This window comes from Nonomuraea sp. NPDC049158, assembly GCF_040648335.1.
Classification (GTDB): domain Bacteria; phylum Actinomycetota; class Actinomycetes; order Streptosporangiales; family Streptosporangiaceae; genus Nonomuraea.
The window spans coordinates 43,913-70,005 of the sequence record NZ_JBEZDM010000050.1 but is presented as its reverse complement, the minus strand read 5'-3'; the positions used below and the strand labels follow the sequence as shown (position 1 = coordinate 70,005).

At 69.6% G+C, this 26,093-nt stretch carries 29 protein-coding genes; 12 read left to right on the top strand and 17 right to left on the bottom strand.

Translation table 11 applies throughout. From position 1 onward, the window contains the following. From AB0B61_RS52240 to AB0B61_RS52215, 6 genes are all read right to left on the bottom strand, one after another. A partial coding sequence (locus AB0B61_RS52240; protein WP_358448854.1) for a conjugal transfer protein occupies positions 1-359 on the bottom strand: 359 nt, incomplete at its 3' end. A 56-nt stretch (positions 360-415) separates the two neighbouring features. Continuing rightward, positions 416-661, bottom strand: a complete 246-nt coding sequence (locus AB0B61_RS52235) for a hypothetical protein (RefSeq protein WP_357652102.1) — start codon at positions 659-661, stop codon at positions 416-418. A gap of 81 nt (positions 662-742) precedes the next feature. Next, positions 743-1,495 (bottom strand): conjugal transfer protein, encoded by a 753-nt coding sequence (locus tag AB0B61_RS52230; protein ID WP_358448852.1) that lies wholly within the window; start codon positions 1,493-1,495, stop codon positions 743-745. Positions 1,496-2,124: 629 nt separating this feature from the next. Next, positions 2,125-2,424, bottom strand: coding sequence for a hypothetical protein (locus AB0B61_RS52225; RefSeq protein WP_358448850.1), 300 nt, complete (start codon positions 2,422-2,424; stop codon positions 2,125-2,127). 397 nt (positions 2,425-2,821) lie between these two features. Continuing rightward, positions 2,822-3,898 (bottom strand): redox-regulated ATPase YchF, encoded by a 1,077-nt coding sequence (gene ychF / locus AB0B61_RS52220; protein WP_358448848.1) that lies wholly within the window; start codon positions 3,896-3,898, stop codon positions 2,822-2,824. Between the two features lie 11 nt (positions 3,899-3,909). Further along, positions 3,910-4,683, bottom strand: a complete 774-nt coding sequence (locus AB0B61_RS52215) for a hypothetical protein (protein ID WP_358448846.1) — start codon at positions 4,681-4,683, stop codon at positions 3,910-3,912. A 164-nt stretch (positions 4,684-4,847) separates the two neighbouring features. Between AB0B61_RS52215 and AB0B61_RS52210 the strand changes: the two genes are divergently transcribed. Together AB0B61_RS52210 and AB0B61_RS52205 are read left to right on the top strand one after the other, a co-directional pair. Beyond that, positions 4,848-6,050 (top strand): DNA recombination protein RmuC, encoded by a 1,203-nt coding sequence (locus AB0B61_RS52210; RefSeq protein ID WP_358448860.1) that lies wholly within the window; start codon positions 4,848-4,850, stop codon positions 6,048-6,050. A 14-nt stretch (positions 6,051-6,064) separates the two neighbouring features. Continuing rightward, positions 6,065-6,574, top strand: coding sequence for a DUF6542 domain-containing protein (locus AB0B61_RS52205; RefSeq protein WP_358448844.1), 510 nt, complete (start codon positions 6,065-6,067; stop codon positions 6,572-6,574). Positions 6,575-6,635: 61 nt separating this feature from the next. Here AB0B61_RS52205 and AB0B61_RS52200 read toward each other — a convergent pair whose 3' ends face one another. Next, a complete protein-coding gene (locus AB0B61_RS52200; RefSeq protein WP_358448842.1) occupies positions 6,636-7,601 on the bottom strand; it encodes a 4-hydroxy-3-methylbut-2-enyl diphosphate reductase in 966 nt (321 codons plus the stop codon). A gap of 98 nt (positions 7,602-7,699) precedes the next feature. On the opposite strand from AB0B61_RS52200, the gene AB0B61_RS52195 reads away from it, so the two are divergent. Together AB0B61_RS52195 and xseA are read left to right on the top strand one after the other, a co-directional pair. Beyond that, complete coding sequence (locus AB0B61_RS52195) at positions 7,700-8,725, top strand: hypothetical protein (protein WP_358448840.1); 1,026 nt, start codon at positions 7,700-7,702, stop codon at positions 8,723-8,725. Between the two features lie 27 nt (positions 8,726-8,752). Then, positions 8,753-10,024, top strand: a complete 1,272-nt coding sequence (gene xseA, locus AB0B61_RS52190) for an exodeoxyribonuclease VII large subunit (RefSeq protein ID WP_358448838.1) — start codon at positions 8,753-8,755, stop codon at positions 10,022-10,024. Between the two features lie 29 nt (positions 10,025-10,053). Here xseA and AB0B61_RS52185 read toward each other — a convergent pair whose 3' ends face one another. Continuing rightward, positions 10,054-10,644: a helix-turn-helix domain-containing protein gene (locus tag AB0B61_RS52185; protein ID WP_358448836.1), complete on the bottom strand. Its 591-nt coding sequence runs from the start codon at positions 10,642-10,644 to the stop codon at positions 10,054-10,056. 88 nt (positions 10,645-10,732) lie between these two features. Between AB0B61_RS52185 and AB0B61_RS52180 the strand changes: the two genes are divergently transcribed. Further along, complete coding sequence (locus AB0B61_RS52180; RefSeq protein WP_358448834.1) at positions 10,733-11,143, top strand: nitroreductase family deazaflavin-dependent oxidoreductase; 411 nt, start codon at positions 10,733-10,735, stop codon at positions 11,141-11,143. A gap of 13 nt (positions 11,144-11,156) precedes the next feature. On the opposite strand, the gene AB0B61_RS52175 is transcribed toward AB0B61_RS52180, so the two are convergent. The 3 genes from AB0B61_RS52175 to AB0B61_RS52165 form a co-directional block, all read right to left on the bottom strand. Then, positions 11,157-11,390 carry an exodeoxyribonuclease VII small subunit gene (locus tag AB0B61_RS52175; RefSeq protein ID WP_358448832.1) on the bottom strand — a complete coding sequence of 78 codons (234 nt, stop codon included), beginning with the start codon at positions 11,388-11,390 and terminating at the stop codon, positions 11,157-11,159. 205 nt (positions 11,391-11,595) lie between these two features. Beyond that, positions 11,596-12,132 (bottom strand): DUF4245 domain-containing protein, encoded by a 537-nt coding sequence (locus tag AB0B61_RS52170; RefSeq protein WP_358448830.1) that lies wholly within the window; start codon positions 12,130-12,132, stop codon positions 11,596-11,598. 11 nt (positions 12,133-12,143) lie between these two features. Next, positions 12,144-12,752 (bottom strand): TetR/AcrR family transcriptional regulator, encoded by a 609-nt coding sequence (locus AB0B61_RS52165; protein ID WP_358448828.1) that lies wholly within the window; start codon positions 12,750-12,752, stop codon positions 12,144-12,146. An 82-nt stretch (positions 12,753-12,834) separates the two neighbouring features. Here AB0B61_RS52165 and glpX point away from each other — a divergent pair, with 82 nt between their 5' ends. Further along, entirely contained in the window at positions 12,835-13,869 is a 1,035-nt protein-coding gene (glpX, locus tag AB0B61_RS52160) for a class II fructose-bisphosphatase (RefSeq protein ID WP_358448826.1), read from the top strand. Positions 13,870-13,889: 20 nt separating this feature from the next. On the opposite strand, the gene AB0B61_RS52155 is transcribed toward glpX, so the two are convergent. Beyond that, complete coding sequence (locus AB0B61_RS52155; RefSeq protein ID WP_357651747.1) at positions 13,890-14,540, bottom strand: DUF1707 domain-containing protein; 651 nt, start codon at positions 14,538-14,540, stop codon at positions 13,890-13,892. An 86-nt stretch (positions 14,541-14,626) separates the two neighbouring features. Continuing rightward, positions 14,627-15,178: a TetR/AcrR family transcriptional regulator gene (locus AB0B61_RS52150; protein WP_358448824.1), complete on the bottom strand. Its 552-nt coding sequence runs from the start codon at positions 15,176-15,178 to the stop codon at positions 14,627-14,629. 73 nt (positions 15,179-15,251) lie between these two features. Between AB0B61_RS52150 and AB0B61_RS52145 the strand changes: the two genes are divergently transcribed. The 3 genes from AB0B61_RS52145 (at position 15,252) to AB0B61_RS52135 (ending at position 18,043) form a co-directional block, all read left to right on the top strand. Continuing rightward, positions 15,252-15,959: an SDR family oxidoreductase gene (locus AB0B61_RS52145; protein WP_358448822.1), complete on the top strand. Its 708-nt coding sequence runs from the start codon at positions 15,252-15,254 to the stop codon at positions 15,957-15,959. Beyond that, positions 15,956-16,780, top strand: coding sequence for an SDR family NAD(P)-dependent oxidoreductase (locus tag AB0B61_RS52140; protein ID WP_358448820.1), 825 nt, complete (start codon positions 15,956-15,958; stop codon positions 16,778-16,780). Before AB0B61_RS52145 ends, AB0B61_RS52140 begins: the two co-directional genes overlap by 4 nt. A gap of 102 nt (positions 16,781-16,882) precedes the next feature. After that, complete coding sequence (locus AB0B61_RS52135; protein ID WP_358448818.1) at positions 16,883-18,043, top strand: MFS transporter; 1,161 nt, start codon at positions 16,883-16,885, stop codon at positions 18,041-18,043. A 3-nt stretch (positions 18,044-18,046) separates the two neighbouring features. On the opposite strand, the gene AB0B61_RS52130 is transcribed toward AB0B61_RS52135, so the two are convergent. The 3 genes from AB0B61_RS52130 to AB0B61_RS52120 all read right to left on the bottom strand — a co-directional run bounded on the left by AB0B61_RS52130 (position 18,047) and on the right by AB0B61_RS52120 (position 21,046). Beyond that, positions 18,047-18,610 (bottom strand): TIM barrel protein, encoded by a 564-nt coding sequence (locus AB0B61_RS52130; protein WP_358448816.1) that lies wholly within the window; start codon positions 18,608-18,610, stop codon positions 18,047-18,049. A 63-nt stretch (positions 18,611-18,673) separates the two neighbouring features. Then, on the bottom strand, positions 18,674-19,612 hold the full coding sequence (locus AB0B61_RS52125; protein WP_358448814.1) for a Gfo/Idh/MocA family oxidoreductase: 939 nt from the start codon (positions 19,610-19,612) through the stop codon (positions 18,674-18,676). A 48-nt stretch (positions 19,613-19,660) separates the two neighbouring features. Then, positions 19,661-21,046 carry a PLP-dependent aminotransferase family protein gene (locus AB0B61_RS52120; protein WP_358448812.1) on the bottom strand — a complete coding sequence of 462 codons (1,386 nt, stop codon included), beginning with the start codon at positions 21,044-21,046 and terminating at the stop codon, positions 19,661-19,663. Between the two features lie 68 nt (positions 21,047-21,114). Between AB0B61_RS52120 and AB0B61_RS52115 the strand changes: the two genes are divergently transcribed. After that, the gene (locus AB0B61_RS52115; RefSeq protein WP_358448810.1) at positions 21,115-21,978 is read left to right on the top strand and encodes a DMT family transporter; all 864 of its coding nucleotides are present in this window, start codon (positions 21,115-21,117) and stop codon (positions 21,976-21,978) included. 232 nt (positions 21,979-22,210) lie between these two features. Then, entirely contained in the window at positions 22,211-23,863 is a 1,653-nt protein-coding gene (locus tag AB0B61_RS52110; RefSeq protein WP_358448808.1) for a fumarate hydratase, read from the top strand. Positions 23,864-24,015: 152 nt separating this feature from the next. Here the strand turns inward: AB0B61_RS52110 and AB0B61_RS52105 are convergent, their stop codons facing one another. Further along, positions 24,016-24,204 carry a DUF5999 family protein gene (locus AB0B61_RS52105; RefSeq protein ID WP_214639679.1) on the bottom strand — a complete coding sequence of 63 codons (189 nt, stop codon included), beginning with the start codon at positions 24,202-24,204 and terminating at the stop codon, positions 24,016-24,018. A 765-nt stretch (positions 24,205-24,969) separates the two neighbouring features. On the opposite strand from AB0B61_RS52105, the gene AB0B61_RS52100 reads away from it, so the two are divergent. Beyond that, entirely contained in the window at positions 24,970-26,079 is a 1,110-nt protein-coding gene (locus AB0B61_RS52100; protein WP_225296465.1) for a serine/threonine-protein kinase, read from the top strand. The last annotated feature ends 14 nt before the right edge of the window (positions 26,080-26,093 follow it).

Here is a 26,093-nt window from a genome sequence, read left to right as displayed (position 1 = left end):
CGCCAGACGCGTCCGGCGAAGGTGACCATCTCGGGCTCGGAAGTCGGCGCCATCCGGCACCAGGCGCGCGGCTCGCCCACGTAGCGCAGCTGCGACTGCAGGAGCTCGGTCAAGCGCTTGCTCTCGATCACCGGGCGGGTGGACAGCCAGGTGACGACACCCGGTGGCACCAGGTAAAGCACGTGCCATGGTGCGGCGAAAGGGATGTGCAGGAGCATGAGGAGCAGGGACCATGGAGCCAGGACGCCGACGAACACGCCGATCCACACGATCGGGAGGGGCATCGGCAGCCGCAGGTCGTACAGCTTGTAGAGCCGCTTCTCAATTCGCCAGATATTGGTATACGTGGGCAGGTCCACGCGGTCCTCCTCTCCACCCGCTCGTACAATGACCGCCCTTGAGCGGTCTCAATCCTTTACTTGATGCCCAGTGCTCCCGCGATCGCCTTCGCCGTCACCTCAATGATGTTGGGCACGTAGAAGATCACGCCGATGGCGATGGCCAGGATGAGGAACTGCACGAACCTCGTGATCTCGCGCGTGAAGAGGAAGAACAGCGCGACCACGGAGACCACGACGAGGAAGAGCGGAGCGAAGAAGGCCCGCAGGAAGTTGGCGAGCCCCTCGGAGTCGATGCCGGTGGGGGCGGGCGTTGGCGTCATTTCGATCAGGTTGAGCACTATCGTTTTCAAGATCACTTCTTTGTCCTCCCGGGGGTACCGATCAACAGGGCGTTCGTGCGTCTACCCAACGGCCCGACCGGCACCGCGGATGTCGTCGACGTACCATTTGTCGCCCAGCTTCTCGACGGTGAGGCGATATGCCTGCTCCAGGCGGGCACCGGCCGCATTGGCGTCGGTGGCGTTCGGATCGGCCGACGGCGTCGCGCCACTCGGCACGCTCCACACCACGACCACCTGGATCTCTCGAGTGGCGCCCCCCACAGGCACCACGATGTCCTTGAGCTCGGCGAAGGTGAAGGCGCCGCCGAAACTCGCGATGCTCTTGCCCGCGGCGACATAACGCTGCAATCCCGTCGTGTCGCCCGAGCCGTAGTTCTTGAAGAAGTCCTCCAGCTGCGGCTTGAGCTCGGCGGCGACGGCGTCGTCGTTCTCGGGCTTGGCGAGCTGGGGCAGATCCGCCCGGCCTGGCGCGGGCAGGATGGCAGGACGGCCGGAGACCACGAACCTGCCGCCGCCGTCGTCCGAGTAGTAGATCGGGACCGACAGCATCATCCGGCGGGAGCCCGACTGGAAGGCCACGGTGACGATCGCGTCGCTGGCGCTGGTGGCCTCGATGTCGTAGGGCTGGATCGCGACGGCGGCCAGCTTGCCGTTGCCGTCCCAGCCCATCTGCTGATCCATGCCGTCCGCCAGGAACGCGGCCAGCTTGCCCGCCCTGCTCGGCGCGTCGGCGGGAGTGAAATTCAGATAGACGCCGGCGAACTGGGCCGCGAACGCCATGCCGCGGTCGGCCGGGAATCCGTGATTGGCCACGGGCGTCTCATTCGGAGCCGCCGCGCCACTCTGGGTAAACCTCTCAAATGGGGCACGCACCCCATTGACCACGATAACTACAATAAGCGCCCAAAGAACGATTCGGCCGGTCCACACCAGCCATCTCCCGCCGGCACCAGACCAGCCGCCACGACGCGGCCTGCGGGCAGGCGACACGTCGAAGTCGGCTATGTCATGGCGTGCCGAAAGCTCGGGGTCGCCAGGGATCCGAGGACCCTGCTGGACGGTTGACCTACGAGCCATCACGCCTCCGCTCGCGCCGATCCCCCGGGCTGGCGCGGTGTCGTCCGTTGCCGATCCCCATCATCCGCGGTGAAGCAGTCACCCTACCGGTCTCCGCCATTGTTCCAGGAAAGCCACGCCCATGCTGCAGGCATCGCTGTCCATGGGCAAACCAGGTTGTGTATGCCACGCTGGAGTGCCAACTCTTGTCACTTCCCCTGCCAAATGGGCATTTGACCAGGCCAGAGGCCGGTAATGGCATAGCCCTGCGGCCACGGATTCCTGTCCAAACCAGCCATGGACTCTCTTTGACCTGCGAAATTGGTATAACACGCGAACGGCCGCATGCCCGTGAGGGGGCCTGCGGCCTGGTGCGTGGCGCGCCCTCAGGCAGGCTCTGGGTCCTGTCCCAAGTCGCGCTGTCTCCTGCTACGCAGATCGACCACCGTGGGCGCCACCGACCGCTCCAGCGAGCCACGCAGGCCTTCGAGCATGGTGGCGGCGTCCTGCCCACGCACTCGCATGGCGAGCTCTTCGCGCTCGTCCACTTTCCTGCGCAAGTACGCCTCGCGATTGACGCGCAGACCGTACATGAGCTCGACCCGCAACAGTGCGAGCTCCTCTTCGAGGCTGATGCCCGCCAGTGAAGGTGCGGGACGTCGTTTCCGGATGATGCGACGGATCATGAGGGCCCTCCCGAGTCAGCGTAAACGCTGTGACAATTCGACGCGTAGGGGCCCAAAGTGGTTGACAACTCACTTATCCCGGGATCAACCGTTGTAGCGGAACTCCCGGCCGCGGTTCGTCCACCTGCGATCGAAGCGCGATCTTCACGCTGAGCTGTGGTTTCGGCTGCCCGCTCGCCTTGTCCGAAGACCGGCCGCTCTTGGAGTCGGCCGCCATAGAGGGTGAGCAGATCGACCAGGAGGAAGTCGTCACGGCGGTCCGCCAGGTCGACCAGGTCGGGGTGGAAGCCGTGCGGGCCTCACCGAGGAGCGCGATCCTCGCCCCGCCGCCCGGACACGACGCCGAGCCGCATCGCCGGGTTCGGATCGGTGAGGAACTCATCCGAAACGTCAGAAATCAAACGTTGAAGCGGAACTCCACGACATCGCCGTCACGCATGACGTAGTCCTTGCCCTCGATGCGGGCCTTGCCCACCGAGCGGGCGCTGGCGATGGAGCCCGCCTCGACCAGGTCGTCGAACGAGACGACCTCGGCCTTGATGAAGCCGCGCTGGAAGTCGGTGTGGATCACGCCGGCGGCCTCGGGCGCGGTGGCGCCCTTACGGATCGTCCAGGCCCTGGTCTCCTTGGGCCCGGCCGTCAGGTAGGTCTGCAGGCCGAGCGTCTCGAAGCCCACTCTCGCCAGCTGCGACAGGCCGGACTCCTCCTGGCCCACCGACTGCAGCAGCTCCAGCGCCTCTTCGTCGTCGAGCTCGACCAGCTCCGACTCGATCTTGGCGTCGAGGAAGACCGCCTCGGCCGGGGCGACCAGGGTGGACAGCTGCTCCCTGAGCGCGGCGTCGATCAGCTCGTCGGCGTCGAGGTTGAACACGTAGAGGAACGGCTTGGCCGTCAGCAGGTGGAGCTCGCGCAGCTCCTCGCGGTCGAGGCCGCTCTCGAAGATGGTCTTGCCGGTCTCGAGCACGGCCAGGGCGGCCTCAGCGGCCTCCAGCGCGGCCTTCTTGTCCTTGTTGTGGCGCGCCTCCTTCTGCAGGCGCGGCACGGCCTTCTCGACGGTCTGCAGGTCGGCCATGATCAACTCGGTGTTGATCGTCTCGATGTCGCGCTTGGGGGAGATCTCGCCGTCGACGTGCGTGACGTCGGGGTCGGTGAAGACCCGGATCACCTGGCAGATCGCGTCGGTGTCGCGGATGTTGGCGAGGAACTGGTTGCCCCGCCCCTGCCCCTCCGAGGCGCCCTTGACCAGGCCGGCGATGTCGACGAACTCCACCTTGGCGGGCAGCACCTTCGCCGAGGAGAAGATCTCGGCCAGCTTGGGCAGGCGGTCGTCGGGCACGCCCACGATGCCCACGTTGGGCTCGATGGTGGCGAACGGGTAGTTCGCGGCTAGGGCGTTGCCGGTCTTGGTCAACGCGTTGAACAGCGTGGACTTGCCGACGTTGGGCAAACCGACAATGCCGATGGAGAGGCTCACGTTCGCCGAGTTTACTTGCTCACAAGACTCAGGCAGGTCACGGGCCGATACGCGCCCCGGGCCTCCAGGTAGCGCTCGGAGCTGCCCGGGCAGCTCGCGGCGGACTCGGCGAAGGCGGTCACCCGGGCCCAGGCCCTCGGCGACGCGCAGGCGACCCGGTCGATCGCCGACCTGGTCACCGCGCCGGGCCCCGGCTCGGCCACGCACATCCCCCGGCCGAGCACCTTGCCGCCGCGGCCCAGGCAGATCACGGCGCCGCCGGACGGCGTGCCGGGCGCCGGACCGTCCAAGGTGAGCGTGTCGAGCGTGGTCGCGGGGCAGCTCGACGGCGTACGGACGAGGGCGACGGCTCTGCCGTACCAGCCGGACCCGGAACACGGCCGCTCGCGGCCGTCGAGCGCGACGCAGTCGCCCGGCCTGAGCACGCCCCCGCCGCCGCCCGGCGCGCCGGGGTGCGGTTCGAGGAAGTTGCGTACGCAGGCGGCGCGCCCTCCGTCGATGCGCAGGACGTCGTCGACGTCGTCGGGGCAGGCGCCCGGCCCCGGCGGGTCGGTGGACACGGCGACCACCTCGGAGTCGCCGCCGTTGCAGGGCGTCAGGTCGTAGCGTTCGGCGGATCGGCGTACGCACGCGCCGGCCTCCCACCGCAGCGCCGGCCGGGGGTTCGGGGCGGCGACCAGGCGCGGGGAGCCGGCGCGGACGACCACCACCGCCAGCGCGACCACGCCGGCCGCCACGGCTAGCGCCGCCACGAGCGACAGCGTCGGCCGCCATCGGGTAATCATACAAGTACTGTGGGTGACCGATGATGAGGCGCACAAGCGGAATGCCCAAGCGTGTCGGAGAGATCCGCGATCAATGACCTGCAATCATCGCTGGAGTGGATAGCGAAGGAGTGGATGTCGTCTCGCTTCTCATCGGCCTCGCCGTTGGGTTGGCCATCGGGTTCATGATCGCCCGCACCCGGGCGGCGGTGCGGATGGCCGAGTCCGACGCCAAGGCCAGATCGGCCGCCGACAAGCTCGTCTACGTCGAGGAGCAGCTCGCCGAGCGCTTCCAGGCGCTGTCCACCCGGGCGCTCGACGTCAACAACCTCCGCTTCCTGGAGCTGGCCGAGACGCGGCTGGCCGCCAGCCGCGCCGAGGCCAGCGGCGACCTCGACCAGCGCAGGCAGGCGGTGGAGCATCTGGTAGAACCACTGAAGGACGCGCTCACGCGGGTGGAGGCCCAGCTGCGCGACACCGAGTCGGCCCAGCGCGCCGGCCGGGCCGAGCTGGCCAAGCAGATGGAGTTCGTCCGGCAGAGCAGCGTGGAGCTGCGTTCGCAGACCACGGCGCTGGTCCGGGCGCTGCAACGGCCCGAGGCCCGTGGCCGGTGGGGCGAGCTGCAGCTGCGCAGGGTCGCCGAGATCGCCGGGATGCAGCGCTACTGCGACTTCGACGAGCAGGTCACCGAGGGCGCCATGCGGCCCGACATGATCGTGCGGCTGGCCGGCGGCAAGAACATCGTGATCGACTCCAAGGTGTCGCTGGCCGCCTATCTGGAGGCCGCGGAGGCGTCCGACGAGTCGCTGGCCACCGTGCGGCTCGACGCGCACGCCAGGCACGTACGCGAGCACGTCGACCGGCTGGCCGCCAAGACGTACTGGCAGGGGTTCAACCCGTCGCCGGAGTTCGTGGTGCTGTTCATCCCCGGCGAGGCGTTCCTGGCGCCCGCGCTGGAGCGGGATCCGGCTCTGCTGGAGTACGCGATGACGCGCCGCGTGCACATCGCCACCCCGACCACGCTGATCACGATGCTGCGCACCGCCCAGTACGCCTGGCAGCAGGCCGCGCTGAGCGAGAACGCGCGCGCGGTGTTCGAACTGGGCAAGGAGCTGTACGAGCGGCTCTCGTCGCTGGGAAGGAATGTCGAGTCCCTGGGCAAGTCCCTGACCCGGGCCGTCGAGGCGTACAACAAGACTGTGGGATCGCTCGAAAGCCGCGTGCTGGTCAGCGCGCGCAAGCTGCACGATCTGGGCGTCGTCGACGGCGAACTCGACGCTCCGGAGATGCTGGAGGGCCTGCCCAGGCCGCTGGCCTCGCCCGAACTGCTGGAAACCTCGTCTCTGATCTCGCACGCGAACGGTAAGTTGGCCAACGGGTCGCAGTAAGGGGGCGGGGGCCAATGAGTGAGAGAGGCAAGCGATCAGCTGTCAGGCTGACCGCTCGCGGTGCCATCGCGCTCGCCTTGATCGCCACGTTGGCGGCCTATGTCGTGGCCGCCGTGATCGACCTGCCGATCGTGGTCGGGCCGGTGTTCGTGGTGGCGAGCCTGCTCGGCGTGCTCCTGGTCAACCCGCGCGAGCTGCTGTCGCTGGTGGTGACGCCGCCGCTGGTGTTCTTCGTCGCGACGTTCTTCGTCGAGCTGGGCCGGGCGTTCGGCTCGGTGTCGATCGTGCAGTCGCTCGCGCTCGGCCTGTTCGGCTCGTTGTCGCGCGGGGCGCCCTGGCTGTTCGCGGGCTCGGCGATCGTGCTGGTCGTCGCCTGGCGTCGCGGGCTGCGCGACAACGTCCGGGATCTGCGCGAGGAGCTGCGGGCGGGCGCCGAAGCGCCGCGCCCGCGCCAGTCGTTCGTGCCGGAGCCCGAGGGCTACTTCGAGCCCAAGGTGTACGGCACGGCGCGCACCGAGGACTGACCTGGCTGCCGGGCGCTGACCGGGCCGGGCCCGGGAAGGCCGGCTTCGCGCGCCCTCGAGGTCAGGAGGCTCGGAGGTCCTTGCGGAGCTCGTGCGGCAGGGCGAAGCGCACGCTCTCGTGGACCGGCTCGACCTCCGCGACGTCGTCGAACCCGTGCTCGGCCAGCCGGGCGAGCACCTCGGCGACCAGCTCCTCCGGCACCGAGGCGCCGCTGGTCACGCCGACCGTGGTCACGCCCTCCAGCCACTCGTCACGGATGAAGGTGGCGTTGTCGACCAGGTAGGAGGCGTCGGCACCGTAGTCCTTGGCCACCTCGACCAGGCGCTTGGAGTTGGAGGAGTTTTCCGACCCGACCACGATGACCAGCTGCGACTCGGCGGCGATCTCCTTGACCGCGACCTGGCGGTTCTGCGTCGCGTAGCAGATGTCGTCGCTGGGCGGGTCGATCAGCGTGGGGAAGCGTTCCTTGAGCTTGGCCACCGTCTCGTTGGTCTCGTCGACCGAGAGCGTGGTCTGTGACAGCCAGACCAGCTTGGACGGGTCCTTGACCTGGATCCGGTCGACGGAGTCGAGGCCGTCGACGAGCTGGATGTGGTCGGGCGCCTCACCGGCGGTGCCTTCGACCTCTTCGTGCCCCTCGTGCCCGATCAGCAGGATGTCGTATTCCTGACCGGCGAACCTCTTTGCCTCGTTATGCACCTTGGTGACCAGTGGGCAGGTAGCGTCGATCGTGCGCAATCCGCGTTGCCTGGCCTCGTCGTGCACCGCGGGCGAGACACCGTGGGCCGAGAACACCACGATCTCGCCCTCGGGCACCTCTTCGGTCTCCTCGACGAAGATCGCGCCTCTGGCCTCCAGCGTCTTGACCACGTGCGTGTTGTGGACGATCTGCTTACGCACGTAGACGGGCGCGCCGTACTGCTCCAGGGCTTTCTCGACCGCCACCACGGCTCGATCGACTCCGGCGCAGTAGCCGCGTGGCCGGGCAACGAGGACTCGGCGGGAAGTGGGGGTCTGGGGCTCCATACTTCTTATGCTACGTGGAGCGGCCGACAGGCCCGCGCGTGCGTGGTTGCCCGCCGTGCCAGACTGGCCGTCCAATACAGACCTCCCAGGGAGACGTCATGTCCCTCAGCGACGTGATACGCAACATCACGAAGACCATCACCAACAAGGACGAGCTGAAGGAGAAGGCCAAAGACCTTCCGCTCCTCGTGATCCAGACCACTTTGAGCGCGGCCGGTCAGGCGCTGCTGCTCGTCGACCGGATGAAGAACTCGATCAGAGGGATCGGCGGCAAGGAGGACAAGGAGGCGGACTACGACTCCCGCCCGTCCGCCGCCGACCAGGTGACGCCCGCCTCCGCGGACGAGGAGGTGGCGAAGCCCGCTCGCAAGGAGCCGGTCATCTTCGCGCCGCGCCCCACGCCGTCCGACACCCCCGCGTCCAACGGCTCCCCCAAGACCAAGCCGGACCCGGTCATCTTCGCCCCGGCGGCCAAGCCGAAGCCCGAGGCCACCACCACCGAGACCGCCGCCGCACCCGCCCCGGTGACCACCCCCGAGCCGACCGTCGCCCCTGAGCCGGTGGCCGCGACCGAGCCCAAGATCGCGCCTGAGCCTGAGGCCGCCACCGTCGAGCCCGTGGTCACACCCGAGCCCGTGGTCGCACCCGAGCCCGAAGTCGCCACCGTCGAGCCTGCGGTCGCACCCGAGCCCGAAGTCGCCACCGTCGAGCCCGTGGTCGCACCCGAGCCTGAGGCCGCCACCGTCGAGCCCGCTGTCGCCGCCGAGCCGGTGGCCGGGGCGGAGCCGGTCGTCGCGCCGGAGCCCATCGAGGTCAAGCCCGCGCGGGCCACCAAGCCGCGTACCCCTGCCAAGCCGCGCGCCGCCGCCAAGCCGAAGGCCGCCCCCAAGGCCAAGGCCGCCACGGAGACGGTGACCGCCACCGAGACGAAGGTCGCCGCCGACCTGGCCGAGCCGCTGCCCGGCTACTCCGAGCTGACCGTCGCCTCCCTGCGCGCCAGGATGCGCGGCAAGTCGGCCGAGCAGATCACCGAGCTCATCGCGTACGAGCAGGCCACGAGCGGGCGGCCCGAGGTCGTCCGGATGTACGAGAACCGCCTGGTCAAGCTGCAGGCCGGGGAATAAGTCGTCCTGGCACCGTAGTCTTCCGCCATGACCTCGAAGACCTCGCCCGAGTCTCCGCTGCCGATCCGTACCGTCCTGCAGATGGTGGGCGGCTGGATCGGCAAGCTGGGCACGGTCTGGGTCGAGGGCCAGATCACCGATCTGAGCGCGCGTGGCGGCACGGTGTTCATGACGCTGCGCGACCCGGTGGCCAACGTGTCGGCCCGGGTCACCGCCCCGCGCGGCGTCTACGAGGCGACCATGCCCCGCCCGGCCGACGGCGCGCGGGTCGTGGTGCACGTCAAGCCCGACTTCTGGGTCAACAAGGGCTCGTTCGCCTTCACCGCGCTGGAGATCAGGCCGATCGGCGTGGGCGAGCTGCTCGCGCGGCTCGAACGGCTGCGCCAGCTGCTGGCCGCCGAGGGCCTGTTCAACGCCGACAGGAAGCGGCGGCTGCCGTTCCTGCCCGGCACGGTCGGGCTGATCTGTGGCCGCGACTCGGCGGCCGAGCGCGACGTACTCGAAAACTCCAGGCGCCGCTGGCCGGCCGTGCGGTTCAAGGTCGAGGAAGTAGCCGTCCAAGGCCCGTACGCCGTGGGCGAGGTCACCGAGGCGCTGCGCAAGTTCGACGCGGACGCCGAGATCGAGGTGATCGTCATCGCCCGTGGCGGCGGTTCCCTGGAAGACCTCCTGCCGTTCTCCGACGAGACGCTGGTGCGCTCCGTGGCCGCCTGCCGCACTCCTGTCGTGAGCGCGATCGGCCACGAGCAGGACAGTCCGCTGCTCGACCTGGTGGCCGACGTGCGGGCCTCGACCCCGACCGACGCCGCCAAGAAGGTGGTGCCTGACGTGGGCGAGCAGCTCACGCTGGTACGCCAGCTGCGCGACAGGGGCCGCAGGGTGCTCGGCGGCTGGCTCGACCGGGAGATGTCCTGGCTGACGTCAGTGCGCTCCCGGCCCTCGCTGGCCGACCCGGTACGCGAGCTCGAACGCCGGGCCGAGCAGGCCGAGGCGCTGCGCGACCGGGCCAGGCGCTCGCTGAGCGGCTCGCTCGACCGTGCGGAGGACTCGCTGTCGCACCTCCGCGCCCGGCTCGTCGCCCTCTCACCCGCCGCCACGCTCGAACGCGGCTACGCCATCGTCCAGGATCCGTCCGGGGAGGTCGTCCGGCTGGCCAAGGACGTGGCCCCCGGCTCCCTCCTGACGATCCGGCTCAGCGACGACCGCCTGACCGTCCGTACGGAAGACCCCACCCGTACGGAAGAACCCACCAAAACCCGCAAGCCCCGCAAGAAGGCTGCCGACGAGACCGCCTCCTGAGCCGGCTTCGGAGGGTGACCCGCCCTGCCTCATGTTCTGATCGTCTGGGTCAGGGCGTCGAATCCGGCCTTGATCTCCTCGATCGACATGCCGCGCTCGTCCCGCTGGTACTGGAGCAGGTGGGCGTTGATCGGCGCCAGCAGCGCGTCGGCCAGGAAGTTCGCGCCTTGCGGGCGTACCTGGGCGAGGAGTCCGGCCAGGTGGGTGTGATGCGCCCTGTACGCCCCACTGAGCTTCGCGGTCGGCGGCCCGAGCAGCAGGAACAGGTCCACCTGCTCGACCACCCGATCGATCAGCGCGTGCAGGAACGCCCTGATCCGCTCGGCAGGAGGCGCGCCCGGCCCGACCGGCGGCGGCCCGCGCAGGAAGTCCTCCTGGAAGCGCCGCTCGCGATCGTCGATCAGCGCCAGCACCAGCCCGGCCCGATCCCCGAAGCGACGGTAGACGGTGCCGACCCCCACGCACGCCTCACGGGCGACCTCGTCGAGGGAGAGCCGGCCGACACATCCGTCGGCGACCATCTTGGCGGCCACCTCGATGATCTTCTGCCTGTTGCGCGCCGCGTCAGCCCGTTCGGGCTGGGGCTGCCCGATGATCGGCAGTGATCGACGCTCGCACACAGACTGAGCATAAACGTGGTAAACGGAAATATCTCCGGCTAGGCTTTGGCTGCCATAAATGGAGAAATTTCCGATTCGAGGAGCGATCATGGCGAACGACTTCAACGAGCAGATCATCGCCGAGTTCCGCGCCAACAAGGGCAAGGTCGGGGGCATGTTCGAGGGTGCCAACCTGGTGCTTCTCACGACCACGGGCGCCAAGAGCGGCAAGCGCACGACCAGCCCGGTGATGTACTTCGAGGACGGTGACCGCTACATCGTCATCGCCTCGTACGCCGGCGCGGACCGCCACCCGGCGTGGTACCACAACCTGGTCGCCAACCCCGAGGTGACCGCCGAGATCGGGACGGAGACGTACGAGCTCACGGCCGAGGTCGTGGGCGAGGAAGAGCGCGACAGGCTCTATGCCCACGTGGTCACGATCGCCCCGGGTTTCGCGGAGTACCAGGAGAAGACCACCCGCCGCATCCCGGTGGTGGCCCTCACCCGCTCCGCCTGACGGGCATCAGCGGCTAGAACGGGGCGTCGTCCGACTGGGTGGTGGGGTCGGCGCGGCGGGCCATCGCGGCGGCGAGCTTCACCCGGGCGCCCTGCAGCCACTCCTCGCAGATGGCGGCCAGCTTCTCGCCGCGCTCCCACAGCTCGATCGACTGCTCCAGGGTGAGCCCGCCCGTCTCCAGGCGGCGCACCACCTCGGTCAGCTCCTCGCGGGCCTGCTCGTATGAGGGTGCCTTCTCTTCTGCCACGGGCACCACCCTAGAGTCAGGCACCGACATCCCGCGCCCTGGCCCGCCGAGGAGACCCGGCGACGAGCGGCTCAGCCCCTCGCCTCCGGCCGCCGCGTCCCGGTCGGAGGTACGGGGTCGTCAGCCCGTCGCCACGCTGCAGCCCACCGCTTCCCGGTCGGAGCCGCAGGTCGTCGGCCCACCACCTCCCGGTCGGAGGTGCGGGTCAGCTTGTCGCCTTGGGTCGCTGTTGCAGGGTGGCGGCCAGTTCGCCCAGTTCGGTCCAGTCGGCCGTACCGGTGACCACCAGTGTGACCTCCGGCAGCACGCGGATCAGCGAGCGCTGTTTCTTGTCCTCGCGAAAGCGCTGCTCCCAGGGCTGCCCGGCCACCTGCTGGGTGCCCACGGCCCGGTTGGAGTTGGCCATCCGGTCGGCGAACCCGGCGGCCGGCTTCTCGTCGCTCTGCACGAACATGGCGTGCTGCCTCTTGGCCGTCGCATAGCCCAGGTAGAGAACCCGCGCCCCGCCGGAGCCCTTGGCGATCTTGTTGCTGTTGGGGACCCATCCCGCCGGGTCCTTCGCGGGCGCCCACACCTGGTAGGGCACGTCATGCCCGAAGTTGGCGACGGTGATGGAGTAGTCGAGCTTGGGGATGTGCTCCTCCCGGCTCTGCGGCGTGACCAGCAGAAACAGCCCTATCCCCACGAGACAGACGAGCAGGGCTACCGCGTAGCCGTAGAAACCTTCCGTGAACCGTCGCACAACTGGCGAGATTACCCGCTGGTGGTGCCGCCCGACGAAGTGGCTGGGCGGATCTGGCCGATGATGGCGAGGACGTCCTCGGCCAGCCCGGGGTCGTCCGACAGCACCACCTCGGAGACGGCGGCCGCCAGCGCGCCGGTGAGGACGACCACCAGCGCCCCCTGGTCCTCGAAGAGCGCGGCGTTGCGCTCGGCCCACTTGCGCAGGCGGGCGCGCATGACGAGCTCGAAGCCGGGCGGCCCGTCGCCGCGCAGGAACAGCGCGGCGAGCTCCCGTTCCTCGATGCACCCGTCGAGGTAGGCGCGGGCGGCGCGGATGAAGACCCGCATCGGGTCGTTCTCTCCTTCGGCGCGAGCCTCGCGGGCGGCCTGCTTGGTCCGCTGGGCCTGTCTGCCCTGCCACTCCTCGAACAGCGTGAGATAGAGGTCGGCCTTGCCGGAGAAGTGGTGGTAAAGGCTGCCCACACTGGCGTCGGCCTTGGCCACCACATCGGTCACTCCGGCCTCGGCGAAGCCCTTGGACACGAAGACGTCTCTGGCGGCCTTGAGTAGCGCGCTGCGCGTGGCCGCGCCTCGCCCGGAGGTGCGGGCTGTCGCCGGTTGTTCCACATCGCTGCTCATGGCAGGCACATTATCCTCCGCTGACCGGGGATACAGGGACAACTACGATCGAGACAGTTTGTCCACGAGGAGGCCCTTCATCATGTCCGATCAGACGTCCGTACCCCCAGCGCTGGCCACGGGAGAGCGCGCCCCTGATCGCAACCTGGCCCTGGAGCTCGTACGTGTCACCGAAGCGGCCGCGATGGCGGCGGCCCGCTGGGTGGGCAGGGGCGACAAGAACGGCGCGGACGGCGCCGCGGTCAACGCGATGCGCCAGCTGATCAATACCGTGTCGATGAACGGGGTGGTGGTCATCGGGGAGGGCGAGAAGGACCACGCTCCGATGCTGTTCAACGGCGAGCGCGTCGGCGACGGCAGCGGCGCCGACTGCGACGTGGCCGTGGACCCGATCGACGGCACCCGGCTGACGGCGCTCGGCATGCCGGACGCGGTGTCGGTGATCGCGGTGAGCGAGCGCGGCTCGATGTACGACCCGTCGGCCGTGTTCTACATGGAGAAGCTGGTCACCGGCCCCGACGCCGCTGACGTGGTCGACATCGAGGCTCCGGTGGCCGCCAACATCCGGGCGGTCGCCAGGGCCAAGGGTTGTTCGTCCTCCGACGTGACGGTGGTCGTACTCGACCGCCCGCGGCACGAGCAGATGGTCAAGGAGATCAGGGAGACCGGGGCGAGGATCAAGTTCATCGTCGACGGCGACGTGGCGGGCGCGATCATGGCGGCCCGCGCCGACACCGGCATCGACCTGATGCTGGGCATCGGCGGCACCCCCGAGGGCATCGTGGCCGCGTGCGCGCTCAAGTGCCTGGGCGGCGTGATCCAGGGCAAGCTGTGGCCGCGCGACGACGCCGAGCGGCAGAAGGCGCTCGACGCCGGGCACGACCTCGGCCAGGTGCTGACCACGAACGACCTGGTGCGTTCGGAGGATGTGTTCTTCGCGGCGACGGGCATCACGCAGGGCGAGCTCATGCAGGGCGTACGGTTCAGGGGCGGGGTGGCGCTGACGCACTCGCTGGTGATGCGCGGGCGTTCCGGCACCATCCGCAAGGTGGACAGCGAGCACCAGCTCACGAAGCTGCGCGCCTACAGCGCGATCAACTTCGACACGGCCGGATAGGGGCCGGTTAGGGATAGGGATCAGCGGCGGCGCTTGCGGCGGGGCGGCTCTTTGACCTTGACGTCACCCGCGAAGTTCGTGGTGCGTACCTCGACCACCGGCGCTCCGGGCTCGGTCGGCTGCTTGGTCAGCCGGACCGTGCTGCCCTTCGCGACGCGGATCACCTCGAGGCCCTCGGGCACGTGGATCTCCAGGCCGCCGAAGACCAGCGTCGCGTTGATCACGATGCGCCGGTTCTGCAGGATGGCTTCGCGGAAGTCCAGCTTGGTGGTGCCGAACATGGTGGTCACGCTCAGCTCGGCGGGCACCACCCAGCGTCCGCCGCGCTGCTCCTGCTTGAAGAACGCCGACACCGGCCTGCCGTCGAGGTTCAGCGGCTGCTGCTCCGCCGGCAGCAGGTCGGCCGTCACCGCGGCGAGCTCGCCCAGCGTCCGGGCCGAGTAGACGACGCCGAGTCGCTCCTCCAGCTCGTCGAGCATGAGGCGGCCGTCGGCGTGGGCGTCCTGGAGCACCTGGACGAACCGCTCGCGATCCTCGTCGGATGCGCGTAGTTCGTGCGGGCGCGGGGCGCTGTCATCTTCTTTGGGACGGCGTGCCGAGACCCATTCCTCGGCCAGCCGTTCTCCGACTTCTTGCAGGCGCGGCAACCAGGATCCCGGGCGTTCATTCACACTTCTGACGATATCCGGCAGTCGGCCACTTCGCTCGCGCCTCCGGCGCCGCGCCAGCCGAAAGTGCCCCGAAAGTCAGCCAAGAGTCAGCCGAGCCGCGCGACCAGGGCCGCGATCTCCTCCGCGAGTGCCTCGTCGACTTCGGCGTGGCGGTTGAGCAGGCGGTACCACATGGCGCCGAAGATCAGATCGACCGCGAGCTCCACGTCCACGTCGGCGGGGAGCGCGCCGCGCTCGAGCACCGAGCGCAATGCCTGCCGGCGCGGGCCGATGAGCTTGGCCCGCAGCTCCGCGCCGAACTGGGGATCGGCCTGGGCGTCGGCCATGAGACCCACGACCACCCGCCCGGCCACGCCATGCGCCACCGCGAACGTCTCGCGCAAGAACGTCACCAGGTCCGCGCCCGCGTCGCCGCTGACGGGCGGCGGCCGCATCTCGGCGCCCACCAGGTCGGTCATCGCCTCCAGCAGCACCTCGCGCCTGGTCGGCCACCAGCGATAGAGGGTCTGCCTGCCGACGCCCGCCGCGGCGGCGATGCCCTTCAGGGTGACGTTCGGGTATCCGTCGCGCTCGCACAGGTCGAGCGCGGCCTTGAGGATCGCCTTCCTGGCCACCTCGCTACGCGGTCTGCCTACCATGCCCGCCACTTTACAAGACACGATGCCTCGATATAGTTTCGAGGCAAGATGTCTTGAATTAGGAGGAAACACGATGCGAGTCGTGATCATTGGCGGCACCACGGGTATCGGGCTGGCGACGGCGGCCCGGCTGGCGGCCGACGGCGCCGAGGTGGTCATCACCGGCCGGTCCGCCGAGCGGGTGGCGGCCGCGGTGAAGCTGCTCGGTGACCGGGCCTCGGGAGAGGCCGTGGATGCCCGTGACACCGAGGCGATGCGCGATCTCTTCGCCAGGACCGGTGCCGTCGACCATCTGATCATCACCGTGACCGGCCGCGGGCCCGCCGGGCCGCTGCGCTCACTGACGAAGGAGGCGCTGGTCGAGGCCGTACAGAACAAGCTGATCCCGCATCTGCTGGCCGCGCAGGCCGCCTTGGACGTACTCGATCCCGAGGGTTCGATCACGTTCGTGACCGCGGCGTCGGCGGGCTCGGCCTTCCCCGGCGTCTCCGCACTGGCGGCGGTGAACGGCGGGATCGAGGCCGCGGTGCCCGGCCTGGCGGTCGAGCTGGGCCCGATCCGGGTGAACGCCGTCTCCCCCGGCGTGATCGACACCGAGTGGTGGTCGGGACTCTCCGACGACGCGCGGGAGGCCCTGTTCGCCCACGCGGCGGGGAGCTCGCCGGTCGGCCGGGTAGGCCGGCCGGAGGATGTGGCGGCGACGATCGCCTACGTGGTGGGCAACTCCTTCGTCACCGGAACCGTGCTGACCGTCGACGGAGGGGGCAGGCTGAAGGCATGAGGACGATCCTGATCACCGGCGCGACGGATGGACTCGGGCGGGAGCTGGCGCGACGGCTGGCCGCCGACGACCGCGTCATCGTGCACGGACGAGACCCGGAGCGGGTACGGCAGGCGCGGGCTGACGCGGAGCGGGTACGGCGAGTGGGAGCCGAGGCGGGCGGTACCACCGAGGGTGTGCTGGCCGACCTGGCCGATCTGAGCCAGGTGGACCGGCTGGCCGATGAGGTGCTCGATCGGTTCGACCGGCTCGACGTGCTGGTCAACAATGCCGGGATGGGCGGTGGTCCGCCCGGCTCCGGCCGCGCGGAGAGCCAGGACGGCATCGAGCTCCGCTTCGCGGTCAACTACCTGGCCGGATACCACCTGACCCGGCGGCTGCTTCCGCTGCTCGGCGAGTCGGCGCCGTCGAGGGTGGTGAACGTCGCCTCGGCCGGGCAGCAGGCGATCGACTTCGCCGACCCGATGCTGACCCACGGCTACGGGCGTCAGCGCGCGTACAACCAGAGCAAGCTCGCGCAGATCATGTTCACCTTCGACCTGGCCGAGGAACTGGCCGGGCAGGGTGTGACGGTCAACGCCCTGCACCCGGCCACGTACATGGACACCACGATGGTCCGCGAGGCGGGCGCACCCGTGATGAGCACGGTCGACGAGGGCGTGGCGGCGACGCGGCAGTTGATCGACGGGCTCGACGGCGTGAGCGGGCGTTACTTCAACGGGCTGCGGGAGAGCCGGGCCGACGCCCAGGCATACGATCTCGCGGCGCGGAAGCGGTTGCGCGAGCTCAGCGATGATCTCGTACGGCGAGCGCTGGGCTGATCCACGAGCCACCACCGTCACAGGGCCGTGGGATGGTGGCGAAAGAGCTGGCCAAGCGGCTAACCTGACCCAGCCTCACGTTCCCCCCATCAGGAGGCCGCCGTGCCGACTCCTCGTGATCGCCAGGCCCGTACAGCCACGTTCGTCGTGTACGCGGTGCAGGGCCTCTCGTTCATCACCCTGCTCGCCCAGGTCGCGAACCTGCAGACCAAACACCGGCTCGACGAAGGCGCCCTGACGATCCTGCTGCTCATCGTGCCGGTGTTCGCCGGGCTGGGCAGCGTGGGCGCCGGCTGGTTCGCCTCGCGAAGGGGCAGCAAGCCGCTGCTCCGTCTCGCGCAGCCGGTCGTGGCCGTCGCCGTGGTGCTCATCGCCCTCGCGCCGAGCGTGCCGCTGCTGGTGCTCGCGTTGCTGCTGTTCGGCCTCGGGCTCGGCGCGGTCGACGCGGGCATCAACATGCAGGGCGTGGCCGTCGAACGTCGCTACGGGCGGGCCGTGCTGAACGGCTTCCACTGCATGTGGAGCGTGTTCAGCACGGCCGGAGCGCTCTGGGCGTCGGTCGCGGCCGAGCTTCCCTTGCTGGTCACGATGACGGTTCCGATGGTCGTGGCGGTGGCGGGCTCCCTGTACGCCGGGCCGCGGCTGTGCACCATCGAGGAGGAGAAGGTCGAGGAGAGCGCCGCGACGGCCGCCGGCGGGTTCCCGTGGAAGCCGATCATCCCGCTCTGCCTGGCGATGGCCTTCCTGTACGTCGGGGACGCCTCGGTCTCCAACTTCAGCACCGTCTACATGCAGCAGGTGCTGGCCGCGACCCCCGCGGTCGTCCCGCTGGCCTACGCCGCCTACCAGGCCACCACGCTGCTGATCAGGCTCGGCGGCGACGTCGCCGTCAGGAAGTACGGACCGGCGGCGATCGTCAGGATCGGCGGCGCGATCGCCACCCTCGGCTTCCTGGGCATCGTCCTGGCGCCCAACCAGCCGCTGGCCATCCTGGCGTTCGGCCTGACCGGGGTGGGGCTGTCGGTGATCGCGCCGCAGTCGTTCTCGGCGGCCGGACGGCTCGACCCGGCGGGGACGGGGGTGGCCATCGCGCGGGTCAACATGTTCAACTACGTCGGCTTCATCGTGGGCGCGGCGCTGGTCGGCGGCATCGCCAGCGCCAGCGACATGCAGGTGGCGTTCGTCGCTCCGCTGGTGCTGTCCGCCGGGATCATCGTCCTGGCCAGGGGCTTCGAGCCGCGGCGGGTCAAAGAGATCGCATGACGGTCAGCCAACCCCTAGGTAGGCGAGGCTCCGCCGTACGTCGTGGACCGGCTCGTCCCCCGGGCCGGACAGGACCACGTCCTGCTCCATGACGTACCAGCCCTGGTAGCCGCTGCCCTCGAGGCCGGAGACGATGCCCGCGATGTCCACGTCGCCCTGCCCGAGCGGCCGGTAGACGCCCGCGCGCACAGCCTGCGTGTACGTGAGCTCGCCGCGGGCGACCTGCCGGGCGAGCGAGGCGTCGACGTCCTTGAGGTGGACGTGCGCGACGCGGCCGGGGTCGGCGGCGGCCAGGGCGGCCGGGTGTCGTAGCCGTCGGCGCCGGTGGCCGCCGCCAGCACGAGCATGCCCGGCGGGTCGGGGGGCAGACCGGGGAGCGGGTCGTGACCCGGATCGTGCAGCACCACGGGGACGAATCCGCCCGCGACGCTCAGGCCGTACTCCTCGATGAGGGCGGGTGTCAGGAAACCGTCCGGGCCCAGTTCCGTCGCGGTGAGACCGAGGTCGCGCATCTCGGCGAGCACCCGCTCGGGCGGAAGCTGGAAGCCCCAGCCGGGCACCTCGCACACACCCCACGAGATGGGCGCTCCAGCCAGGTTCATGGCGCTACCTCCACGCCGATGGCCAGGTTCATGACGCCACCTCCGCGACCTCGACAGGGCGGTGCTCGCGGCGGGAGAGCTCGGCGGCCTCGGCGACGTACAGGGCCGCCAGGGCGTCTTCGATGGAGCAGAGGCTCACGTCGCTGCGCAGGAAGCAGTCGATCTCGGCGGCGTACGCGCCGGCGAAGCGGGTGACGAAGTCGGGCCACGGCTCCCCGGGCGGTTGCAGGCCTTCTGAGCTGCTCAGGGGCGCGCGCGGCCCGAGGCCGACGGCTCGGGTGCCCTTGGTGCCGGCCAGTTCCATGCGCACGTCGTAGCCGGCGCCGTTGTAGCGGGAGCCCTGCACCGTGCCCAGCGTGCCGTCGTCGAGCGTGAGCAGCGCGGCGCTGGTGTCGACGTCGCCCGCCGCGCCGAAGAAGGCGGCACCCCGGTTCGCGCCGGTCGCGTACACGGACACCACCTCGCGTCCCGTCACCCAGCGCAGGATGTCGAAGTCGTGGATGTGGCAGTCGCGGTAGATGCCGCCGGACAGCGGGATGTACTCGGCGGGCGGCGGTGCCGGATCCGCGGTGATGAGGTGAACCCGGTGCAGCTCCCCCAGCTCACCGCCGCGCAGCGCCATCGCCGCGTCGACGTAACCGAGGTCGAACCTGCGCTGGAAGCCGATCTGCACCCGGTTGCCCTGACTGGCCGCGAGCACTTCCAGGGTCTCCTTGACGCTCCCCGCGACCGGTTTCTCGCAGAACACCGGGATGCCCAGCCCGCACGCCTTCAGCAGAAGTTCGGCGTGCGTGCCGGTCGGGGTGGCGATGACCAGCGCGTCCGCCTCGAAGGGGTCTCCCGGCCTGCCGTACGGCGACTCACGTACGGGGTCCGAGACGATCAGCTCGTCCACCAGCGGATGTGCGGCCAGGGTGGCCGCGTGAAACGCGCCGATCCTGCCCAAGCCCAGCAGTCCCACGCGCATGGCGCCTCCAATGAGGTGGGGTTTTCTTTCTAAGCGAGACCTTCTCCATCAGTCAATATTTTGTCCTGACATTCTGACCTTTAAGCCTTGGATGACCGCCGCGGCGCGGTGGGCGGGGAGGCGGGCGAAGCCGACCACGACCCCGGGCGGTCCGGGCGTGAGACGCGTCGGGCCGACCGGGTCGGCGGCCAGGCCCAGCTCCCGCGCCGGCCGTACGAAGGCGTCCTCGTCCGAGCCCGGCGGCAGGTCCAGGTAGGCGTGCAGGCCCGCCGCGATGCCCCGGACGCGCACCTCGGGCAGGTGCTCGTCCACGGCCTTGACCAGGGCGTCCCTGCGGCGCCGGTACTCCCGGCGCATCCGGCGCAGGTGCTTGTCGTAGCCGCCGGTACGCAGGAAGTGGGCCAGGGCGTACTGGTCGATGACCGGCGAGCCCAGGTCCAGCTCGCCTCTGGCCTGCCGCATGGACTCGGCCAGCTCGGCGGGGGCCGCCACCCAGCCGAGCCGCAGCCCGGGGGCCAGCGCCTTGCTGACGCTGCCGGACAGGATCACCCGGGCGGGGGCGAGGCCTTGCAGGCAGCCGACGGGGTCGCGGTCGAAGCGGAACTCGGCGTCGTAGTCGTCCTCCAGGACGACCCCGCCGCTCTCGGCGGCCCACTCCATGAGGGCGGCCCGCCGGGCCGGGGAGAGCACGACGCCGGTGGGGTACTGGTGGGCGGGGGTGATCAGGACCGCGTCAGCTCCGCGCGCCCGCAGCTCCGTCACGACGAGGCCCTGGTCGTCCACCGGGACGGGGACGAGCTCGGCGCCCGCCCGCAGGAGGAGGGGGACCTGGCGGTGGCTGTTCGGGTCCTCCACGGCCAGCCGCAGGCCGCCGGTCCCCTGGGTGAGCACGTGGAGCGCCAGGCTGATCCCCTGGGCCACTCCACCGACGATCACCAGGTTGTCGGCGCGTATGTCCGCCGCCCGCACCCGCCGCAGGTAACCGGCCAGCTCGTCGCGCAGCTCAAGGACGCCGCCGGGGTCGCCGTAGTCGAACACGTCGGAGGGCATCGTGGTGAGCACATGGCGTACGGAGGCCAGCCAGCGCTCCCGGGGAAAGCAGCCGAGGTCGGGAGAGGTGGGGCGGTGACCGTAGTGAGGGCTGTAGACCGGGCCATTCGCGGGGACCACGTCCATCGCCGAGCGAGCCGAGGTGGGGGCCACCTGGGTGCCCGCGCCAACGCGGGAGATCAGGAACCCCTCGGCCACCAGCTGCTCGTACGCTTCGACCACGACGCCCCGCGAGACCTGGAGGTCGGTGGCCAGGTCGCGGCTGGCGGGCAGCCGGGTGCCCGGGGTGAGGCGGCCATGCCGGATGGACGCGCGAATCTCCGCCGCGATCTGCCCGGCGATGCCCCCTTGATCCCGATTTATCGGGACATGTAGGTCAGCCACATTGGTCCATCCTTTTAGCGGAACATTGGACTGCTGCTATGAGCCATTGTGTCCCTAGTCTCCTTTTTATGAGAAGCGGAGTCGCCGGGGCCGCCGCCGCCATGTTCCTCGTGGGGACGCTGGCGGGCGTGTCCGGCCTGATCCAGGACTACCCCGTGTACGGCGGGCAGGCGGTGCGCTACCTGGTCGCGGCGGTGATCTGGCTAGTCGTGATCCGGGCGCTCGGCCTGCGGTTCGTCCGGCTGACGCGGCGCGAGACGCTGCTGCTCGTCGGCCTGACGCTGCTCGGGCTGGTGCTGTTCAACATGTGCGTGATCGAGTCGACCCGCACCTCCGGCCCCGCCCTGGTCGGGACCGTGCTGGGCACCGTGCCGCTCGCCCTGGCGCTGCTCGGCGGCCGTCCCGCGCCCCGGCTGCTGACCGGCGCGGTGGTCGTGGTGGCCGGTGCGACGCTGGCCACCGGGCTCGGCAGCGGCGACCTACCCGGCCTGCTGTGGTCGCTGGGCGCGCTGGTGGGCGAGGTCAGCTTCTCGATGCTGGCCATCCCGCTGCTGCCGAAGCTGGGGGCGATCCGGCTGTCGGCGTACTCGACGGTGCTGGCCGTCCCCATGCTGGCCACGATCGGCCTGGTCAAGGAGGGCACCGGCATGCTCAAGACACCGACCACGGCACAGGCCCTCGGCTTCGTCTACCTGGCGGTCGTGGTGACCGTCCTGGCCTTCTTCCTCTGGTACACCGCACTGCCCAAGCTCGGCCCGGGCCACGCGGGCCTGTTCGCCGGCCTCATCCCGGTCGGGGCGATCACCACCGGCCTGGCTTTGGGCATCGCCACCCCAACGGTCTTCGACCTACTGGGCGCCTCATTGGTGATCGCGGGCATCCTGGTCGGGCTGACCACCACGAGGAACCGGGAACCGGTCCCCGTCAGCTGACAGCCCGCCCCCAGAAGGCCGACTCCGTCTCACGGACCGCCCAGACGGCCAACGCCGCCGCACAGACCACCCAGATGGCCGACGTCGCGCACGTCACGGCGGCCCGCCACCTCCACCGGAGGAGCGTGTCCCTGGACAGGGCCCGGCCACGGTCGGCGGGTGGGGCCCACCGGGCTGGCCGTAAAAAAGACTGGTAGAAAAGATAGGCTCTGTGCGGCGAATGGGGAGGATCATGGGCGAGTTCGATTACAGCGAGTTGCTGCCGCTGGGGGCCGACGAGACGCAATACCGGCTCATCACGCCGGACGGCGTGCGGCGGGTCGAGGCCGCCGGGCGCAGCTTCCTCGAAGTGGAGCCCGAGGCGCTGCGGCTGCTCACCGAGACCGCGATCCACGACATCTCCCACTTCCTCCGTCCTTCGCACCTCGCCCAGCTGCGGAAGATCGTCGACGACCCCGAGTCCAGCGGCAACGACCGGTTCGTCGCGCTCGACCTGCTGAAGAACGCCTCCATCTCGGCCGGCGGCGTGCTGCCCATGTGCCAGGACACCGGCACCGCCATCGTCATGGGCAAGCGCGGCCGCCACGTCCTCACCGACGGGCGCGACGCCGAGCACATCTCGCGCGGCGTCTACGACGCCTACACGCGCCTCAACCTGCGCTACTCGCAGATGGCGCCGCTGAGCATGTGGGAGGAGAAGAACACCGGCAGCAACCTGCCCGCCCAGATCGAGCTCTACGCCGAGGACCCCTACGGCCACGCGGACGAGTACAAACTGCTGTTCATGGCCAAGGGCGGCGGATCGGCCAACAAGTCGTTCCTGTACCAGGAGACCAAGGCCGTGCTCAACGAGAAGCGGATGCTGGCCTTCCTGGAGGAGAAGATCCGCTCGCTCGGCACCGCGGCCTGCCCGCCGTACCATCTGGCGATCGTGGTCGGCGGCACGTCGGCCGAGTACGCGCTGAAGACGGCCAAGTACGCCAGCGCCCGCTACCTCGACTCGATCCCCACCTCGGGCTCCCCCTCCGCGCACGGCTTCCGCGACCTGGAGCTGGAGGCCAAGGTCTTCGAGCTGACGCAGAAGCTCGGCATCGGCGCCCAGTTCGGCGGCAAGTACTTCTGCCACGACGTACGCGTGATCCGGCTGCCCCGGCACGGCGCGTCCTGCCCGGTGGCCATCGCGGTGTCCTGCTCGGCCGACCGGCAGGCCCTGGCCAAGATCACGCCCGAGGGCGTCTTCCTGGAGCAGCTGGAGACCGATCCGGCGCGCTTCCTGCCGGAGACCACCGATGAGCACCTCTCGGACGACGTCGTCACCATCAACCTCAACCGGCCCATGCCGGAGGTCCTGGCCGAGCTGTCGAAATATCCGGTGAAGACGCGCCTCTCGCTGACCGGCCCGCTCGTGGTCGCCCGTGACATCGCGCACGCGAAGATCGCCGACCTGCTCGACGCGGGCGGCGAGATGCCCCAGTACCTGAAGGATCACGCCGTCTACTACGCGGGCCCGGCCAAGACGCCGGAGGGCTACGCGTCGGGTTCGTTCGGCCCCACGACCGCGGGGCGGATGGACTCCTACGTGGAGCGCTTCCAGGCCGCCGGCGGCTCGATGGTGATGCTGGCCAAGGGCAACCGGTCGAAGCAGGTGACCGACGCCTGCAGGGAGCACGGAGGCTTCTACCTGGGGTCCATCGGCGGGCCCGCGGCCAGGCTGGCCCAGGACTGCATCAAGAAGGTGGAGGTCCTGGAATATCCGGAGCTGGGGATGGAGGCGGTGTGGAAGATCGAGGTGGTCGACTTCCCCGCGTTCATCGTCGTCGACGACAAGGGTGACGACTTCTTCACCGATCGCACCGGGCCGGTCCTGTCGATCGGCCGCCGCTGACGCTCTCGCGAACCGGTCGCCGAAAGGGTGCCAGGTGGGCCGTCTCCGGCCGCTCGGCACCGGCGGTCAAGTGACGCTCGGGCGGCACCGGTCAGGCGACGCTCAAGCGGCACTGGTCAAGTGACACTCACGTGGCACTGGTCAGGTGACGCTCAGGCGGCCACAAGACCGCGGTGGGGCGCGACGACGGAGCCGTCGGGAAGGAGCAACCCGGTGTCCTCGAACAGCACCACGCCGTTGCACAGCAGGCTCCAGCCCTGATCAGGGTGAGCCGAGATCACGTGGGAAGCCTCACGGTCAGGTGAGTCGGCGGTGGGACAAAGCGGGTAGTGACTGCACATCGTGCACCTCTCAGGTGGCGCTCCTGTTGTGGGTTTCAAAAGGGCAGCTGTCGCCCCGACGGCGTGCGAAGGTCCAGTGCGGGTGCGACCGGCCTCTTTGCCGGTCGGCGACGAACCTGACTCTGGCGCATCCTCATCACGTCCCTCAACGAACTCGTCTCGGTTATTGGTTCCGGCAAGCACCAGGGCGTTTGTCCCCAGTGTGACCGCCGACACTGACAGTTTCGGCCGCCTCCGGGTTCATCCGATCCCCTTAACTTCACTCTGCCCCTTGGCCCTTACGAGACCCTTACAAACTGCTGACGGCTGCGTCAGGCCCCTATGAGTAACCCTGCCGGACGCCTGCGAACTTCTTGCGGGGCATCGCGCACAATCCTGGTGACCAACTTGGGCCAGGTGCCATATCGGCAGGTCAGCGGCCAGAGGAAGATTCGGACGCAGCTCCCTGCCAAGCCCCTGGGGGCGAGCTCGATGCTCGTGGATCTTGGCGCGTTCCCGGAGCGGGCGGCGGTGCGCGGCTCCGCCGGGGTACGAAGCCGAGCTGCGGGACCCCGGGTGGATGGCTGGCCATCGGCCGCGTTTACCACCATCATGGGAACGCCGCTGGTGTTCGGCGCCAGGGAGCACGCCTACTCCTTATCAACTGGACCGATGTGGACAGCAGGTTTGCTGACGTCACGAGTCAGACCAGTTGACTTAACTTCGCAACAATTTATCGGCCCCGCCTCTACTGGTCGGTTTAGACAAATAGGTAAGCTGCCTGCCATGCGTGCGCCCTCCGGTTACCTACTAGCCGCGCGCTACCGGCTTCTGGAGCCGGTCGGCCGCGGCGGCATGGGTACCGTTTGGCGAGCGCACGATGAGCTGCTCGACCGGGACGTGGCGGTCAAGGAGGTCCGGCTGCCGGCCGTGCTCGACGAGGAGCTGCGGGCCGAGCTGTGCGCCCGCACCGAGCGCGAGGGCAGGGCGACCGCGATGGTCGCGCACCCGTCGGTCATCACCGTGTTCGACGTGGTCACCGAGGACGACCGGCCGTGGATCGTGATGGAGCTGCTCCAGGCCAGGTCCCTTGAGCAGCTGATCCTCGAGGGCGGACCGCTCCATCCCCGCAAGGCGGCCGAGATCGGGCGCCAGATCCTCGGGGCGCTGCGGGCCGTACACGCCAAGGGGATCCTGCACCGCGACGTGAAGCCCAGCAACGTGCTGGTGATGGAGGACCGCGCGGTCCTGACGGACTTCGGCCTGGCCGCACTGGAAGGTGACGTTTCTATTACCCAGGCGGGCATCGTGCTGGGCTCCGCGGGATACATCGCTCCAGAGCGGGTGCTGGGGTCGAAGGCCAGTCCGGCCGGTGATCTGTGGTCGCTCGGCGCGACCCTCTACACCGCCGTCGAAGGCAGGGGCCTGCACGGGCGCCGTACGGCCGCCGCCGCGCTGGCCGCGCTCACCAGCGGCGAGCCGATCCCGATGACGAAGGCCGGGCCGCTGGCGCCGGTTCTCGACGCGCTGCTGCGCATCGACCCGCAGACCAGGCTCGACTCCGTACGCGCCTCGTTGATGCTGGCCAGGGTCGCGGCGGGCGGCTCCGCGGAGGAGCCACTGGCCCCGACCAGATCGGTACGGCCGGCCCCGGTGATCACCACTCCCTCTTTCGCGCGCCGGCCCGCGCACCGCGGGCTGCACCGGGCAGAGGCCACCGCGGCCGCCTTGGCGGTTCCGCCACCACGTCAGGAACGTAAACCGGGTGAAGGCGTCCATCGGAAACGGGTCGAACCCCGACCTACACCGTCCGCTTATGCCCGTTTCAAAGCGACGGTGATAAAGTTGTGCCTTCCTCGACGGTTCTGGCCAAGAGAACTTCGCAAGCGAGGGTAAAGCACTTCCCAAGC

Bases quoted from the DNA above. Each gene is read 5' to 3' on its own strand.
- AB0B61_RS52105 (WP_214639679.1), bottom strand. From the start codon at position 24,204: ATGTGCAGTCACTACCCGCTTTGTCCCACCGCCGACTCACCTGACCGT.
- AB0B61_RS52225 (WP_358448850.1), bottom strand. From the start codon at position 2,424: ATGATCCGTCGCATCATCCGGAAACGACGTCCCGCACCTTCACTGGCG.
- AB0B61_RS52140 (WP_358448820.1), top strand. From the start codon at position 15,956: ATGAGGACGATCCTGATCACCGGCGCGACGGATGGACTCGGGCGGGAG.
- AB0B61_RS52200 (WP_358448842.1), bottom strand. From the start codon at position 7,601: ATGGAGCCCCAGACCCCCACTTCCCGCCGAGTCCTCGTTGCCCGGCCA.
- AB0B61_RS52210 (WP_358448860.1), top strand. From the start codon at position 4,848: ATGATCGCCCGCACCCGGGCGGCGGTGCGGATGGCCGAGTCCGACGCC.
- AB0B61_RS52145 (WP_358448822.1), top strand. From the start codon at position 15,252: ATGCGAGTCGTGATCATTGGCGGCACCACGGGTATCGGGCTGGCGACG.
- AB0B61_RS52150 (WP_358448824.1), bottom strand. From the start codon at position 15,178: ATGGTAGGCAGACCGCGTAGCGAGGTGGCCAGGAAGGCGATCCTCAAG.
- AB0B61_RS52180 (WP_358448834.1), top strand. From the start codon at position 10,733: ATGGCGAACGACTTCAACGAGCAGATCATCGCCGAGTTCCGCGCCAAC.
- AB0B61_RS52215 (WP_358448846.1), bottom strand. From the start codon at position 4,683: ATGATTACCCGATGGCGGCCGACGCTGTCGCTCGTGGCGGCGCTAGCC.
- AB0B61_RS52195 (WP_358448840.1), top strand. From the start codon at position 7,700: ATGTCCCTCAGCGACGTGATACGCAACATCACGAAGACCATCACCAAC.
- AB0B61_RS52115 (WP_358448810.1), top strand. From the start codon at position 21,115: ATGAGAAGCGGAGTCGCCGGGGCCGCCGCCGCCATGTTCCTCGTGGGG.
- AB0B61_RS52235 (WP_357652102.1), bottom strand. From the start codon at position 661: ATGACGCCAACGCCCGCCCCCACCGGCATCGACTCCGAGGGGCTCGCC.
- AB0B61_RS52165 (WP_358448828.1), bottom strand. From the start codon at position 12,752: ATGAGCAGCGATGTGGAACAACCGGCGACAGCCCGCACCTCCGGGCGA.
- AB0B61_RS52205 (WP_358448844.1), top strand. From the start codon at position 6,065: ATGAGTGAGAGAGGCAAGCGATCAGCTGTCAGGCTGACCGCTCGCGGT.
- glpX (WP_358448826.1), top strand. From the start codon at position 12,835: ATGTCCGATCAGACGTCCGTACCCCCAGCGCTGGCCACGGGAGAGCGC.
- AB0B61_RS52125 (WP_358448814.1), bottom strand. From the start codon at position 19,612: ATGCGCGTGGGACTGCTGGGCTTGGGCAGGATCGGCGCGTTTCACGCG.
- AB0B61_RS52110 (WP_358448808.1), top strand. From the start codon at position 22,211: ATGGGCGAGTTCGATTACAGCGAGTTGCTGCCGCTGGGGGCCGACGAG.
- AB0B61_RS52100 (WP_225296465.1), top strand. From the start codon at position 24,970: ATGCGTGCGCCCTCCGGTTACCTACTAGCCGCGCGCTACCGGCTTCTG.
- xseA (WP_358448838.1), top strand. From the start codon at position 8,753: ATGACCTCGAAGACCTCGCCCGAGTCTCCGCTGCCGATCCGTACCGTC.